The organism is Flavobacterium fluvii, assembly GCF_900129545.1.
GTDB lineage: Bacteria > Bacteroidota > Bacteroidia > Flavobacteriales > Flavobacteriaceae > Flavobacterium > Flavobacterium fluvii.
Map to the genome: position 1 here is coordinate 98,824 of NZ_FQWB01000003.1, position 16,056 is coordinate 114,879.

A 16,056-nucleotide genomic window follows, 5' to 3' on the forward strand; every position below is an offset into this window, starting at 1 on the left:
ATCATATACCGCTTCAAATGAGGAATTTCTTTTTCTTGTGTTTTTTAGTATTGCCAATATCCTTGTTTTCTCAGCAAAAAATCACGAGTCTTTTGGGTTTTGACAGCGAATACAACAGCACGGATTCGATAAAAAAGAAGAAAGAAAAAGTGGCTCCCATAGATTTGTATCGAGTGATTACTTTGGAACGTGACACTACTTATATCGACACTTCGCTAACCATAAAAAAATTATACAACTATAATTACTTGCGTAGAGATATTTTTGGATTGATGCCTTTCTCGAATGAAGGACAAACCTATAACACTTTGCAATACAGTTTGAATCGTTTTTCGCCACTTCCCGAATTTGGATTCAAGGCAAAACATTTTAATTTTTTGGAAGCCAACCAAATCCGATACAATTCCGTTGCGACTCCCACTACTGAATTGTATTTTAAAACCGTGATGAAACAAGGGCAAAACGTGGATGCTTTTTTTACGTTGAATATGACGCCAAGGCTTAATTTTTCTGCTGCTTATAAAGGATTGCGCTCTGAGGGGCGATATGTTAATCAATTGTCGAGTACCGGAAATTTCAGGTTTACGACAAGTTATAACACCAAGAACAACCGCTATTTTGCCAATGCCCATTTTGTTGCCCAAGACATCAAGAATGAAGAAAATGGCGGAATAACTACGGCAGAAGATTTTGAAAGTGGCGATCCCAACTTTGTAAATAGAGACAGGTTGGAGGTGTATTTAACGGATGCACAATCATTTCTAAAAGGAAAGCGAGTGTTTTTGGATCACCTTTTTAGAGTCAATTCGACCGCTGGAAGCAATAATTTGTATGTGGGCCATCAATTTAATTATGAAAATAAATACTTCGAATACAATCAGCCTACGGTAACTTCCACAGTTGGGAGCTCTATTGTGTACAGATTTGGAGAATCTTATAGAACCAGCGGGATAAATGACCAAACTCATTACAATAAAACCTATAATAAAGTGGGGATTACTTATGAAAACACGACTTTGGGCAAGTTCCAGTTTTTTGCCGATGATTTCTTTAATAATTATTACTATAACCAAATATTGATTTTGGATGACGGAACAATTCCTAGTTCCATTAGCCAAAGGGTTAATAGTATTGGCGGTCAATATGACTATCGAAAAAACAAATGGACGGGACGATTTAGGTTTTCAAGATCAGTCACGGATCAATCTTTGTCTGATTTGGATGCCAAGTTGCAATACGATTGGAATGATGAAACCCAGTTTTCATTCCAATACCAAAATATGAATAAACTGCCCAATGTCAATTATAATTTGTATCAAAGTAGTTACGTAGATTATAATTGGTCGAATGATTTCAAGAATGAAAAAATAAACTCCATTGTTGTCAATGCCAACACTCCTTGGCTTGAAGCATCTGTTCAATATTCGATTTTTAACGACCATTTGTATTTTGCCGATATTTCCACGCCAGAACAGATTGCCTTGAATCAACAAATTGTGAATCCAGCCCAATATGGTAGCGCCATCAATTATTTATCGGTTAAAGTGAGCAAAGAGTTCACTTTTTGGAAACTGGCATTAGACAATGCCCTTTTGTACCAAAAAGTAGATCAACAAGATTTTATTCTCAACGTTCCCGAGTTTTTGACCAGAAACACGCTTTATTTTTCTCAAGAGTTGTTTCATAAATCCTTGTTTTTTCAAACAGGGGTAACGTTTAATTATTTCACGAATTATTTCTCTAATGCATATAATCCGGTCATTGGCGAGTTTTTTGTTCAAAACAGGAAAGAAATTGGGGATTTTGCCAACTTGGATTTTTTCTTTAATGCCCGAATTCAAAGAACCAGGATTTACGTGATAGCAGAACATTTCAATTCTTCTTTTTCAGGAAACAATTTTTATTCGGATCCCAATAATCCGTATCACGATTTTATGATTCGATTTGGCGTTGTTTGGAATTTTTTCCAATAAGGTTTAATAAATAGCTATGAAAAAAAATCAGTTTATATAGAAAAGCGAAAGATTCCTCTTGAATATAGTATCGGTTGCATAAATAAATTTAAAGACAATTGAAGTATTTAGCTTACAGGATTTTAAGCCTTGTAAGCTTTTTTTTATGTTATAATTTTTTTTCAAAAAAAATATTCAAAAATGAGGAATACCGTAAAATAGCAATTAACCACTTATATATTTTTGGGTAATTATTAAAATTATTCAAATGGAAATAGAATCAGTTAAAAACAGAATTTTGGAAATCCACGAAGTTTGGGATCTTATTGGTGACTGTGTGGATTGTTTTAAATATGGAGAAATCCATGAAAGTTACGTGGTTGAAATAATATCGGATTATTGTGTTGGCAAAGGCTATGAGGTAGACGGTTTTCCAATGCAAAAAAGAGAATTGTCCACAGTCAATTCTAGTTATGAAGAAGAATATTTTTGTCACAACCGGTATATAAAATATCTGGATGTGTTGGCGACTCAATATGAAGACGTGTTTGATTTAATGTATTTTTATTCTTCCACTTTCTGGCCGGAACAGTTTTATGACGAGGAATTATATAGAGAGCGTTTGTTGGATTATATCAGTTGCGATGTTTATGAGATAGCTTTTTAATTTTTTTGAAGAAATATTTTTTCCATTATTTGGATTGACGGAATAAATTTTTTGTTAGATGAAGATTAGCCTGCAAGATTTATAATCTTGTGGGCTTTTTTTTGGATCATATTTTCAATATTGATTTTTTCTTAAGAAATAATAAATGCTATTGTTTTTGTAGTGTTTTGAGGATAGTAAGTTTTTGATTTTTGGAATATTTATGCGTGATGAATAATTAAAGGTGTTTTTTTTTATACTTATTGTAATTTAATTGGTTTTTTTTTGGTAAGATTAAAATTATTATTTAGGTTTGCGCAATCGATTACGCTTTGTTTGATGCAGACTATTTGAGTGTATAGTTTACACTTATGTGAAGACTTGATTTTATTCTTTGTATAAAACTTGTTCGGAAATAATTTTGACCATGATATTGTTAAAAAAATGCGAATATCTTTTTTTGGGAGGATATGTAGATTGTGAAATAGATTCAATTAATAACTAAAAACAACATGACTATTGGAGAAAACAGGACCACTTTTTAATTAAACTATGTAATAGCATAGTAAATCAACTTTTTAACCAACCAAACTAACTAATCAATATGAAAAAAAAGAAAATGAGAGTAAGTTATTATTTCCTTTTATTAGGAATATTACTCTGTATGCCAATTTATGGGCAACAAGTATTAAAAATTAATGGTAATGTAAAAGATGCTAAATTAGGAGGGCCACTTCCGGGTGTTTCGGTACTTGTGAAAGGCACGACGAATGGAACTTCTGCAGATTTTGATGGAAATTACACTATAAGCGCCAAATCTACGGATGTTTTAGTTTTTAGCTTTATAGGTTATAAAACACTTCAAGTTCCTGTTTCGGGGAAAACTAAAATTGATGTGAGCTTGTCTGAAGAAAGTAATCAATTGGATGAAATTGTGGTAGTGGGTTATGGAACTTCAAAAAGAAAAGATATTACGGGTTCCGTGGCTTCCATAAAAGGGAAAGATCTTGCGTCTTATCCTGTTGCCAACATTTCGACAGCCATGCAGGGTAAAGTTGCTGGGGTTACGGTTACGGCAATGGACGGTCGTCCTGATGCAAAAGTATCTATTAGAGTTCGTGGAGGTGGTTCTATTACCCAAAGTAATGATCCGTTATTCATTGTTGATGGATTTCCCGTGAGTAATATTAATGATATTCCTGCTTCTCAAATCGCTAGTATTGATGTATTGAAAGATGCTTCTTCAACTGCAATTTATGGAGCTCGTGGAGCCAATGGAGTTGTTCTCGTGACTACAAAAGCGCCTTCTGGTGGTAAAGTGAGTATTACCTACAATGGTAGCACTCAAATTAAATCAGCTTCAAACCATATAGGGGCTTTAGGCGGGTATGATTTTGTAAAAATGAATTGGGATTTTGGAACTCTTATGGGAGCTACCACAGGAGATTCTTGGGCAAGCGAGTATGGACTTGGCACTAAATACAGCAATTTGAATCCAGCGGGTATCAATGCATATAAAACTGCTGATTATAGAGATATTGAAAGAGAGGTTATTCGTAGTACTACCGCCTATAATCATAATATAGCCATAACAGGAGGGAATGAAAAAACGAGATACAGCGTTTCTTTTGACAACTTGGATGATAATGGTTTGAAGATTGAATCCTACTATAAAAGAACCAATATTTTGGCAAAAATAAAAAGTGAAATTGCCAAGAACCTTGATTTTGAAGGGGATATTTACTATAGCAATCAAGAAGTTTTTGGAAATGAAGACCAAACTAGTTCAGTGGGTTCGTGGTTAACAAGAGCGCTGATGTTTACTCCGGTTACTCCTTTAGGAAATCGTAATACTAATCTTGGTGTTTATGAATCTTATGTTAAGCCGCAGTTTGATCCAATTCCAACTATAAAAGATATTTATGACAAAACTTTGCGTCAAAAATATAGAGGGAATGTAGCGCTTACTTGGAGAGTAAATGATGCATTGACTTTGCGTTCAGAATATAGCGCTTCCAAAGATTATAGCTCTCGATATCAATATACTGGTTCGGTTGCAAAAAACACCGTTGGGGTAGAAGGTGGAGATGCTACTATTACCAAAGATTACGACACGCGCTATCGTTTTGTGAACACGGCCAATTACAAATTCCAAAATTTAGGGGAAAACCATAAATTGGATTTGTTATTGGGACAAGAGGTGAATGGTACAGACGGAGAGAGAACGAGACTGACGGGTACTAAGTATCCACTAGCGTATGATTACAATAGAGTTTTTGCCGCTATGGGGCAATATGGCAATCAAAACGAAATAAGAATTTTTAGTAATGAAAAAGATCCTATGCGATTGGCATCTTTCTTTGGACGCGTAAACTACGCTTTGAAAGACAGGTATTTATTTACTGCCACATTGCGTGCAGATGCTTCTAGTAATTTTCCGCCATCAAACAGATGGGGTTATTTCCCTGCTGCCGCTTTTGCATGGAGAGTTTCAAATGAATCATTCTTGAAAGACTCTAAAACAGTTAGTGATCTTAAGGTGCGTTTAAGTTATGGTGAGGCGGGTAATGACCAAATTGCTGCAGGATTATGGAGACCAGAATGGACAGGTGCATCTGGTTATGGATATAATAATGTGCCAAATGGACTTAATGTCCCTGCTTCTACTATGTTGACCAATCCTAATTTGAAATGGGAAACTACAATTACAAGAAACTTGGGTATCGATTATGGTTTCTTTGATAACAGATTGTATGGTACAATTGATGTTTATTGGAATACAACCGAAGATCTTTTGATGGTAAATACCTTGCCAGCTTATACGGGATATGTTTCTCAAATGGATAATATTGGTCAAACTCGCAATACGGGTCTTGAATTTACCATTGGAGGAGATATTGTTAGAAAAGAAGATTTCAAATTATCGGCTAATTTGAATATCTCCATTAACAGAAATGAAGTGGAGGAGCTTTCGCCTGGAGTAACTTCTAACTATTACACCAGTGGTTGGGGATCTTCAACAATGCAGCCAGTAGGCGGTGATTATGGATTTAAAGTGGGAGAGCCTGTGGGATTAATTCGTGGATATAAATATGCAGGGTTTTATACCACGGCAGATTTTAATTATGATGCAGTTACCAAAGCTTATACTCTTAAACCTGGAGTTTCTAATTCAATTGGAGTTTTGGGTAATGTTGGTGGTTCTGGTGCTATTCCTGGTATGTTGAAATTAGAGAAATTGGGTACAACAAGTAGTGCGACTAATATTAACGAAATTGACGACCTTGCAATTATTGGTAATACAACTCCTAAATTCACGGGTGGATTAAACATTAATGCTTCTTATAAATCATTGGATTTATTGTTAGGATTTAACGGTTCTTATGGTAATGATATTTACAATGTAAATAAGTTGTCAAATTCTTTTGGAAACAAACTGCCATTTCATAATTTTAGTCCTTCTACTGAAAATGCTTATACATTGTTTGATGTTAATGCAGCAGGAGATTTGGTAAGAATTTATGATCCAGCTGCATTGGATGCCTTAAATGCAAACGCTACAACGTATATGCCTTTTCACGAAAAAGCAGTGGTACATTCTGATGGAATTGAAGATGGTTCATTCATAAGATTGAATAATGTTACACTTGGATATACATTGCCTTCAGATGTGTCCAATAAAGTTGGAATGCAAAATTTCAGGATTTATGCAACGGTAATCAATGCTTGGTTGTGGACTAAATATACAGGCTATGATCCTGAGGTTGATGCCGGAAATGGTAGAAATGGTACATATCCAACACCTGGTATGGATTTTGGAGCCTATCCTAAAGCGCGTACTTTTACTCTTGGAGTAAATGTGAAATTCTAAATCTGACAATTAATTTTAAAAAATACAACAATGAAAAGAAAAATAATATACCTGAGTTTCTTGTCGATACTGATGTTTACATCATGTCAAGATTTTCTTGAAGTACAATCGGATTCAAAATATGATTCACAGTTTGTATTTCAATCAGCAACCGAAGCAGACAAAGCCCTTTTGGGAGCTTATGAATTGTTGAGCGTTGAATCTGGGATTCACTCCAACAGATTGTTCTATGAAGTAACTGGTGTGGGTTCTGATATTGAGCTAGGGCCGGAATTAACGTCTAATGCACTGCGTTATAATGGAGAAAATTTGTATTTTAAAGCTCCAACAGCCTCCGATAATCCGCCTGATGCCTGGAATGGAATTTACAAAACCATTATGCGTTGTAACGTGATTATTGATGCTTTCGAAAATAATGCGGCATATAATTCTGCCGACAAAACGAAACCATCCACTTTGACTCATTTATATGGCGAAGCTGTAGCTATTCGTGCCACGATGTATTTTGAATTGACCAGAAACTGGGGAGATGTAATTTATTTTACAAAACCTATATTATCGGATGAAGATTACAAGAATGCTGTTGTCACGGATCGTAATATAATTCAAGAAAGTGAATTAGCCAATCTTATTAAGGTTGAGCCAATGATGTATAAAATGAATTCAAATGGTGTGGCTACAACCGCTACTCGTATGGCTCAAGAATATGTTCAAGGATTGATAGGACGATTGGCTTTAATTCGAGGAGGTTATGCACTTAGACCACCAACTTACACAGGTGATGGCGAGGTTCTTCAATCGCATCCTACTAGAGGTAAGATGGTTCGTAGGTCAGATTACAAGACTTATTATACTATGGCAAATACCTACTTGAAAAAGTTGGTTTATTCAGGAAATGCTTCGCTAGTAACTACTGATGCGAGAACTCCATTAAATAAATTCAGTAACCCATTTCAAAAAGTGTTTCAAGATGGTATGGATTATAAAATCAGTCCTGAAATGATTTTTGAAGTGAGTCAACTTGCTGGAGTTACAACAACAGAGCGCCCTTATGCATTTGGTCGTCCTTCTAGTGGAGGTAGTCCAGCTTATCCTCCAAAAGCGTATGGTCAAATACGTTTTTTTCCAACCTATTATTTTGGAATGTTTGACAATAAAGATTTGAGACGAGACGTAACAGTTACTACAACAGGTTTGGGAGGTGTTGCAGATGAAAAAATGATTACATTTAAAAAAGGAAATACTACAAATGGTGGTTTGTCTTTGAATAAATGGGATTATTCTCGTATGACGGATAAAACCAATGCAGTTAGACAAAGAATAACAGGTATCAATGCACCTTACATGCGTTTGGGAGACATGATATTGTTGTTGGCAGAAACTTATTCAGTACTTGGAGATGATGCGAATGCCAAAGCTGAATTATTAAAAGTTCGTAAACGTGCTTTCTTGCCAAGCGATCCTGAATATACAGCAAAAACTACAACTTATGTAAACAGTAAATCCGGAGCGACTCTTTTGACGGCTATTCAAGACGAAAGGGCATTTGAACTTGGAGGAGAAGGACAGCGTAAATTGGATTTAGTTCGTTGGGGATTATTGGGCAAAAAAGTAAATGAATTACAAACTCAAATGACGGCAATGATTAATGCGCTTCGTACCACGGGTTCTTATACTTTTCCAAATGGAAACGTGATTTCTGCTAATATCTACACTAAAGAGTTTACTCTTGCACAAGCACAAGCTTTAGGACTTAGTGATATCTTGACTGGAAATACTTATGTTTCAGAAACGGATCCATTGCATCCGCTTTTATTTCCAGCTTGGAGAGGTACTGCAACGGATTGGGTAGCTCCAACAAGTGTGACATTGAAGAAATCGATGTTGGCAATAAAAGGATTGTTCAAGCCTTTGACTCCTACAGAAGTAACAGCAGCTATTGCAGCTGGTTACAAGTCGGTTCCTTATGGTGTTGATCTTACCAATGAAGTAACTAAACCATGGGAAGTAAATACTGACGGTGTTTTTGGAGGGTATCTTCCAGCAGATTACACGGCTAATTATTCCCCACTTTATTTGGTAGCCATTCCTGCTACGACTATTCAAGTGTCGGGAGGTAAAATATCCAATAATTATGGTTTTCCAAATCAATAAAATCATTTGATATTCTGTTTATTAAAATCCGCCTTAGGGCGGATTTTTTTATGCTTTGCCTAAAATAATTTCTAAATTATGATAAATAAAATGGTTGGGAATGTTTTAATCTTGTTCATTAACATTAGATTTGTGAATCTAAAAATCGTTAATCTAAATCAACAATCCATTTGACTTTTACTGCCATAGATTTTGAAACTGCCACAGCATACCATCCCTGTTCTGTTGGGATAGTTACCGTAGAAAACGGCGTGATAGTCGATGAATACGTCACCCTGATCAAGCCTCCGAAAAACGAATATAATCCCTACACGATTGCGGTTCACGGTATTTATCCACGCGACACGGTGAACGCAAAAACTTTTGCCCAAGTTTATCCAGAAATTAAAAAGCGACTTCAAAACAGGAAAATTGTGGCTCATAACGAAAGTTTTGACCGTAATGTTTTGGCCAAATCAATGGCGCTTTACGGCTTGGATTATGAAGAATTGAATATTGGCTCCCGATGGGAATGCACCGTAAAAATTTACAAAGCCAAAGGGCTAAAACCAGCAAAATTAAGTGATTGCTGCCGTGAAATGAATATAAAATTAAACCACCACGAAGCGTTGTCCGATGCTCGTGCTTGCGCCAAATTATATTTGCTTCGCTAGTCATTGCGAGAGACGAATGAATCTTGTTTTCTGAATACTAATTGGGCTTTGTATTTTTTCAATGTAAAGTTGGATTTTTTTTCATTACTTTAGTATTCAATCTAAAAGCTTGAAAATGAAAGAAGATTTTCTCCATTACCTCTGGAAATTCAAGAAATTTGACTCTTTGAACCTGAAAACTTTCAATGGAGAGGAAATCACCATTATCAATGTAGGACAATATTTAGAATTGGCAGGTCCTGATTTTTTCAATGCCCAAATTTCCATTGGTAACCAAAAATGGGCAGGAAACGTGGAAATTCATCTTAAATCTTCGGATTGGTACGTGCATCATCACGAAAGAGACCAGGCTTATGAAAACGTGATTCTTCACGTGGTATGGGAACACGACACCGAAATTTTTAGGAAAAACAACAGTGAAATTCCCGTTCTGGAACTCAAAAAATATGTGGATGACGAAACAATCGTCAATTACCAATCGCTGATAGCGCCAAAATCTTGGATTTTTTGTGAAAAACAATTGGCAGCAATCCCGCAGTTTACCTTGAAGAATTGGCAAGAACGTTTGTTTTTCGAGCGATTGGAAAGAAAATCAAATCCCATTTTCGAATTATTGAATCAAACCAATCAAGATTGGGAAGCGGTTTTGTTTTGTCTTTTGGCCAAGAATTTAGGATTGAATACCAATGGCGATATCTTTTTTAAAATAGCCCAAACCATTCCGTTTTCCATAATAAGAAAAGAAAGTTTCGAAGTCGAAAATTTGGAAGCCTTGCTTTTGGGAAGTGCCGGTTTGTTGGACTTGGAAAAAGAAGACGCTTATTTCAAAGATTTAAAATTCAGGTATTTTTATTTGTTGCACAAATATCAATTGGAGAAATTTATCGTTGAGCCAGTGCAATTTTTCAAGCATCGTCCAGATAATTTCCCGACGATTCGATTGTCGCAATTGGCGAATTTATACCATATTCAACAAAACTTGTTTTCGAAAATAATCACTGCAACTTCGATAGAAAGTATTTATGAAACCTTTCGTGTTTCGGCTTCGAATTATTGGCAAAAGCATTATCAATTTGACAAAGAGAGCCCCAAGAAAGAGAAGAAGTTTTCTAAAGCATTTATTGATTTGATTTTAATAAACACCATAATTCCACTTCAATTTGCATACGCAAAAAGTCAAGGCAAGGAAGTTTCCGAAGATTTGATACGGTTGTTGGATAAAGTCGCTCCCGAAAAAAATGCGATTATGGATAAGTTCAGTTTTTTTGGCATCAAATCAAAAAGTGCTTTTGAATCGCAGTCCTTGTTGCAACTCAAAAATGAATATTGCAATAAAAGCCGTTGTCTGGAATGCGCCATTGGAATGGAATTGTTGAAAAAAAGTTAATTTGGCAATTCGTTAATTCAAGAATAGTGTAATTTTGTTCCAAACTTCAAAATATGTCAGCAGTACTACAACTCAAGTATTTTTTTGAAAAATATGGTTTCCATGTTTCTTCCCGCCTTGCCGATAAATTGGGAATGCGTGTAACCAGCGTGCGTTTGTTTTTTATTTACATCACGTTTGTCACGGCCGGATTGTGGTTTGGCGTATATTTAACGTTGGCTTTCTGGATACGATTGAAGGATTTGGTTCGAGCCAAACGGACTTCGGTTTTTGATTTGTAATCAAGTCTTGCAAATAGAAAAAGGGATTATAAAGCAAAGCTGCTTTATAATCCCTTTTTTAGATTTAGATAATTGTTATTCTTTCGAATTATTTAATCTGCTGTTTTTTTTGCCATAGAAAAAATAAAATATAACACCTAAAGCCATCCAAACAAAAAGTCTCAGCCAATTTGTCCAACCAAGGCCGTACATCATGGCGCAGCACACAAATACTCCTAAAAGTGGCACGAAAGGAACAAATGGAGTTTTGAATTCCCTGACCATGTTTGGCTCTTTTTTTCTTAAGATAACAACAGAAATGCATACAAGAACAAAGGCAAATAAAGTTCCAATACTTGTCATGTCTCCAACAATATCTCCGGGAATAAAAGCAGCAAAAGCTCCAACAATTACTAGAATTGCAAGATTTGCTTTGTATGGAGTTTTGTATTTGGGATGTAAATCACTAAATGCTTTTGGTAGTAAGCCATCTTTACCCATAGAGTAAAAAACTCTTGATTGCCCTAATAACATCACTAAAATAACAGATGAAAAACCTGCTAATATGGCAATGGTTATAAATTGGGCAAGCCAGTTATAGCTTTCTCCCATAGCGTGGATTATGGCATTGGCCACAGAAGCCTCCTTCCCGCTGGTTCTAAAGAATTCTACTGGCTCAAGACCTGTAAGAACATGTCCAAAAAGGATGTATAAAACGGTACAAACAGCCAAAGATCCCAAGATGCCGATTGGCATATTTTTTTTAGGGTTTATGGTTTCTTGTGCAGCTGTACTTACGGCATCAAATCCGATGAATGCAAAGAAAACGGTACCTGCGGCTCCCAATATTCCCATTATGCCTCCATAGGCGTGTCCAACTCCATGTTCGTCAACGAAAACATCTGTTGGCGGGATATAAGGAGTGTGGTTGGCTGGGTTTATGAAATGCCACCCCACAACGATGATCAATATAACAATCAAAACTTTAACAACAACAATAATGGAATTTACCACAGCTGATTCATGTATTCCTTTTATCAACAAGAGGCTGATTACGGTAACTATAAAAAGAGCAGGTAAATTGATCATTCCCTGTTCTCCTGTTAGTGATGTTTGAAATGGTGAATGACAAAGGGCATAGGGTATGGGGTCTACATGAAGCACGTTTGTGAGTAAATTGTTTAAATATTCACTCCAAGCAATCCCTACTGTTGCAGCTCCCACTGCATATTCAAGAATTAAATCCCAGCCGATAATCCATGCCAGAAATTCACCCATAGTGGCATATGTGTAGGTGTAAGCACTTCCCGAAATGGGAATGGAAGACGAAAGTTCAGCGTAACACAATCCTGCCAATGCACAACCTATGGCGGCAACAACAAAGGCTATTGTTACTGATGGTCCTGCACTTTGTGCAGCTGCGGTTGCTGTTCTAACGAATAATCCAGCACCAATAATTGCGCCTATTCCTAGTGCGACCAATGACCAGGCGGTTAATGTTCTTTTTAATCCTTTTTCTGAATCAGCGGCTTCTGCCAATAGTAGATCTAATGGTTTTCTTTTCCAAATTGACATATTATTTTGGTTTGTTGTTAATATGTACCAAATATATTGTTTTTTTGATGCAGTAACTATAAGTAAAACTTCATTTTTGAAAATGTTTGTTCTCTTTTTAACTTTTTTGTTGAGAAAACAATTATTTTATAAAATATTTCTTATGTTTATATATTGTAAATTGCTTTTGGAATGAATTTTAAAACAATTAAGACCTATTTTAAGTTTTTCCAAGGGGAACGCTTGGGGATTTTTTTATTGTTTACAGTGATTATTTCTTTACAACTGGCTTATTTCTTTACCGATTTTAGTTCCTTTTCGAATGATTCTCCCGAAAAGGAGAAGTGGCTTTCCCTGCAATCACAAGTAGATTCGATGAAACAAGAAAAGCGGAATTACATTCCAAAGATCTATCCATTCAACCCTAATTTTATTTCGGATTACAAAGGGTATAAACTCGGGATGTCTGTTTCGGAAATAGACCGGCTGTTGGCTTTTAGAAAGCAAAATAAATACGTGAATTCGCCCAAAGAATTTCAAGCGGTGACCAAGGTTTCGGATTCCTTGTTGAATGCCATTTCTCCTTATTTTAAATTTCCGGATTGGGTCAAGAACAAGAAACAATCCAAAGAATATAAAAAATATTCCTATACGGCTTTCGCTAAAAAAGAAAAAGTGGTCGTCATCGATATAAATAAAGCTACCCAAGAAGATTTAATCAAGATTTATGGAATTGGCGAGGCAATTTCACTTCGAATTTTAAAATTCAAGGAAAGTCTTGGCGGGTTTGTTTCAATGGAACAGATGAAAGATATTTGGGGATTGTCGCCTGAAGTTATAGAAAATTTGAATTCCCATTTTAAAGTTTCGACACTTCCCGAGCTGAGGAAAGTGGACATTAACAACGCTTCCATCAAGGAATTATCCCAGTTTCCGTATTTCAATTATCAGCTCGCCAAACAAATAGTAACTTTCAGGAGCATGAATGGTGATTTTAAAAATGTTGATGATTTAACAAAAATTAAAGGTCTTCCTATTGATAAGGCAAATATTATAGCCTTATATTTGGCCTTTTAAAATTCATACCTTTTTTACAATGAACTTCGATTACAGCGAAACGCAAACAATGATAGCGCAATCTATAAGAGATTTTGCCGAAAAAAATATTAGACCTTATATAATGGAGTGGGATGAAGCGCAAACTTTTCCGATTTCTTTATTCAAAAAATTGGGTGAAATGGGTTTTATGGGGGTTTTGGTTCCCCAAGAACTTGGAGGTTCTGGATTGGGATATCATGAATATGTTACCATTGTTGAAGAGATTTCTAAAGTGGATCCATCCATAGGATTGTCGGTTGCTGCACATAATTCATTATGTACAAATCATATATTGGCATTTGGAAATGAAGAACAAAAGAAAAAATGGATTCCAAAATTAGCCACTGGCGAACATATCGGCGCTTGGGGATTAACGGAGCACAATACGGGTTCTGATGCTGGCGGGATGAATACGACTGCCGTTAAAGATGGAGATCATTGGGTTGTAAATGGAGCCAAAAATTTTATTACCCACGGTATTTCTGGGGATGTTGCAGTGGTAATTGTACGTACTGGCAAAAAAGGGGATTCTAAGGGAATGACTGCTTTTGTATTTGAAAAAGGAATGCCGGGATTCACTTCGGGAAAAAAAGAAAATAAACTGGGAATGCGCGCCAGCGAAACAGCCGAATTGATATTTGACAATTGCCGAATTCCCGATGCCAATAGATTGGGAGAAGTAGGGGAAGGTTTTGTTCAATCGATGAAAATTTTGGATGGCGGAAGGATTTCAATAGGAGCTTTGTCGTTGGGTATTGCAAAAGGAGCTTATGAAGCGGCATTGAAATATTCGAAAGAAAGACACCAGTTTGGAAAAGCGATAAGTCAATTTCAGGCAATAGCTTTTAAACTTGCCGATATGGCGACCGAAATTGAAGCCTCGGAATTGTTGTTGCACAAAGCGGCTTTCTTGAAAAACAACAACCGAAACATGACTACTCTTGGAGCGATGAGCAAAATGTATTCTTCGGAAGTTTGTGTGAAAGTGGCTAACGAAGCTGTCCAAATTCATGGTGGTTACGGTTATACCAAAGATTATCCAGTTGAGAAATTTTACAGGGATTCCAAATTGTGTACCATTGGAGAAGGGACTACCGAGATTCAGAAATTGGTGATTTCCAGAAATATTTTGAAAGGATAAAAAGAGAATAGTATATAGGTAAAAGAGTCAAGAAGCAAGAAATTGTAACTTGACTCTTTTTTTTGTTAAATCCATCTTCTTTTTATTGGTTGAAAAATAATTTGTGTTTTTTGATTCATAATTCAAAAGTTTGATTACTTTTGCAGCCTTAACGAGAGGAGGTGATAAAATTATGTTAATTATACCAATTAAAGACGGAGAAAATATCGATAGAGCATTAAAGCGCTATAAAAGAAAATTTGACAAAACTGGAACTGTTCGTCAACTAAGAGCTCGTACTGCTTTTATAAAACCATCAGTTACCAACAGGGCAAAAATTCAAAAAGCTGCTTATATCCAGAATATGAGAGACAACATCGAGAATAGTTAATTATTTTCTGTTGCAATAAAATACCGTTAGTCATTAAAGTTTAATACCTTTGATGCTAACGGTTTTTTTTATGGCTAATAATAAGGACGCATTTAAAGATTATCTGCAATTGGAGAAAAAATATTCTCCACATACCGTAAATGCGTATTTGAATGACATCAACTTCTTCGAGTCGTTCAATAAAAATCAATTCGATCAAGAAAATATCGACCAGGTAAACTACAGTCAAATAAGGACTTGGATTGTTTCGCTTGTGGATGACAATATGTCGAATGTTTCGGTCAACAGGAAAATAGCTTCCTTGAAAGCATTCTATAAATTCTTGCTGAAAACAAAACAAATAGAAGTAAGTCCGCTCTTGAAGCATAAAGCATTGAAAACCCCCAAAACGCTCCAGATTCCTTTTTCGGAGAAAGAAGTTGATGATGTTTTGAACCAAATACAAAATCCAGAAGGTTTTGAGGAAATAAGGAACAAGCTTATAATTGATTTGTTTTACACCACCGGAATTCGAAGGACGGAATTAATTCACCTGAAAGCTAGCAATGTAAACGTGTCAAACGGCACCATGAAAGTTCTTGGCAAAAGAAATAAGGAGAGAATTATTCCGCTGTTGCCAATTGTTTCCCAACAGCTAATTTTGTATTTTAACGAAAGAACACGTTTAGAGAAGGTTACGGATGGCGACTTTTTTTTTCTCACAAAAAAAGGGTTAAAATTGAATGATTCCTTTGTGTATCGATTAATAAATAACTACTTTAGTACTGTCTCCGAAAAGGTAAAGAAAAGTCCACATATATTGCGACATACGTTTGCGACTCATTTATTGAATAACGGAGCCGATTTGAATTCAGTGAAAGAATTATTAGGACATTCAAGTTTGGCGTCGACTCAAGTTTATACCCATAGTAGTTTGTCAGAACTAAAAAAGGTGTATGAGGAGGCTCATCCGAGAAATTCAAAATAATTC

The 16,056-nt window shown here is 35.8% G+C and carries 12 protein-coding genes; 11 read left to right on the forward strand and 1 reads right to left on the reverse strand.

Annotated features, from left to right (window positions below; all coding sequences use genetic code 11):
• Positions 1-17: 17 nt before the first annotated feature.
• From BUC16_RS08210 to BUC16_RS08240, 7 genes are all read left to right on the forward strand, one after another.
• On the forward strand, positions 18-1,973 hold the full coding sequence (locus BUC16_RS08210; RefSeq protein WP_073369694.1) for a putative porin: 1,956 nt from the start codon (positions 18-20) through the stop codon (positions 1,971-1,973).
• 247 nt (positions 1,974-2,220) lie between these two features.
• The gene (locus BUC16_RS08215) at positions 2,221-2,619 is read left to right on the forward strand and encodes a hypothetical protein (RefSeq protein WP_073369696.1); all 399 of its coding nucleotides are present in this window, start codon (positions 2,221-2,223) and stop codon (positions 2,617-2,619) included.
• 583 nt (positions 2,620-3,202) lie between these two features.
• Complete coding sequence (locus tag BUC16_RS08220) at positions 3,203-6,469, forward strand: SusC/RagA family TonB-linked outer membrane protein (RefSeq protein WP_084546127.1); 3,267 nt, start codon at positions 3,203-3,205, stop codon at positions 6,467-6,469.
• Between the two features lie 30 nt (positions 6,470-6,499).
• Positions 6,500-8,623 (forward strand): RagB/SusD family nutrient uptake outer membrane protein, encoded by a 2,124-nt coding sequence (locus BUC16_RS08225; RefSeq protein WP_073369700.1) that lies wholly within the window; start codon positions 6,500-6,502, stop codon positions 8,621-8,623.
• A gap of 170 nt (positions 8,624-8,793) precedes the next feature.
• The gene (locus BUC16_RS08230; protein ID WP_084546128.1) at positions 8,794-9,276 is read left to right on the forward strand and encodes a 3'-5' exonuclease; all 483 of its coding nucleotides are present in this window, start codon (positions 8,794-8,796) and stop codon (positions 9,274-9,276) included.
• Positions 9,277-9,391: 115 nt separating this feature from the next.
• Complete coding sequence (locus BUC16_RS08235) at positions 9,392-10,663, forward strand: DUF2851 family protein (RefSeq protein WP_073369704.1); 1,272 nt, start codon at positions 9,392-9,394, stop codon at positions 10,661-10,663.
• A 53-nt stretch (positions 10,664-10,716) separates the two neighbouring features.
• Positions 10,717-10,944 carry a PspC family transcriptional regulator gene (locus tag BUC16_RS08240; protein ID WP_073369706.1) on the forward strand — a complete coding sequence of 76 codons (228 nt, stop codon included), beginning with the start codon at positions 10,717-10,719 and terminating at the stop codon, positions 10,942-10,944.
• A 75-nt stretch (positions 10,945-11,019) separates the two neighbouring features.
• Here the strand turns inward: BUC16_RS08240 and BUC16_RS08245 are convergent, their stop codons facing one another.
• Positions 11,020-12,498, reverse strand: a complete 1,479-nt coding sequence (locus BUC16_RS08245) for an amino acid permease (protein WP_073369708.1) — start codon at positions 12,496-12,498, stop codon at positions 11,020-11,022.
• A gap of 171 nt (positions 12,499-12,669) precedes the next feature.
• Between BUC16_RS08245 and BUC16_RS08250 the strand changes: the two genes are divergently transcribed.
• The 4 genes from BUC16_RS08250 to BUC16_RS08265 all read left to right on the forward strand — a co-directional run bounded on the left by BUC16_RS08250 (position 12,670) and on the right by BUC16_RS08265 (position 16,053).
• The gene (locus BUC16_RS08250) at positions 12,670-13,554 is read left to right on the forward strand and encodes a ComEA family DNA-binding protein (RefSeq protein ID WP_073369710.1); all 885 of its coding nucleotides are present in this window, start codon (positions 12,670-12,672) and stop codon (positions 13,552-13,554) included.
• A 19-nt stretch (positions 13,555-13,573) separates the two neighbouring features.
• On the forward strand, positions 13,574-14,716 hold the full coding sequence (locus tag BUC16_RS08255; protein ID WP_073369712.1) for an acyl-CoA dehydrogenase family protein: 1,143 nt from the start codon (positions 13,574-13,576) through the stop codon (positions 14,714-14,716).
• A 172-nt stretch (positions 14,717-14,888) separates the two neighbouring features.
• The gene (rpsU, locus tag BUC16_RS08260) at positions 14,889-15,086 is read left to right on the forward strand and encodes a 30S ribosomal protein S21 (protein WP_073370216.1); all 198 of its coding nucleotides are present in this window, start codon (positions 14,889-14,891) and stop codon (positions 15,084-15,086) included.
• Between the two features lie 70 nt (positions 15,087-15,156).
• A complete protein-coding gene (locus BUC16_RS08265) occupies positions 15,157-16,053 on the forward strand; it encodes a tyrosine-type recombinase/integrase (protein WP_073369714.1) in 897 nt (298 codons plus the stop codon).
• Positions 16,054-16,056: the final 3 nt, after the last annotated feature.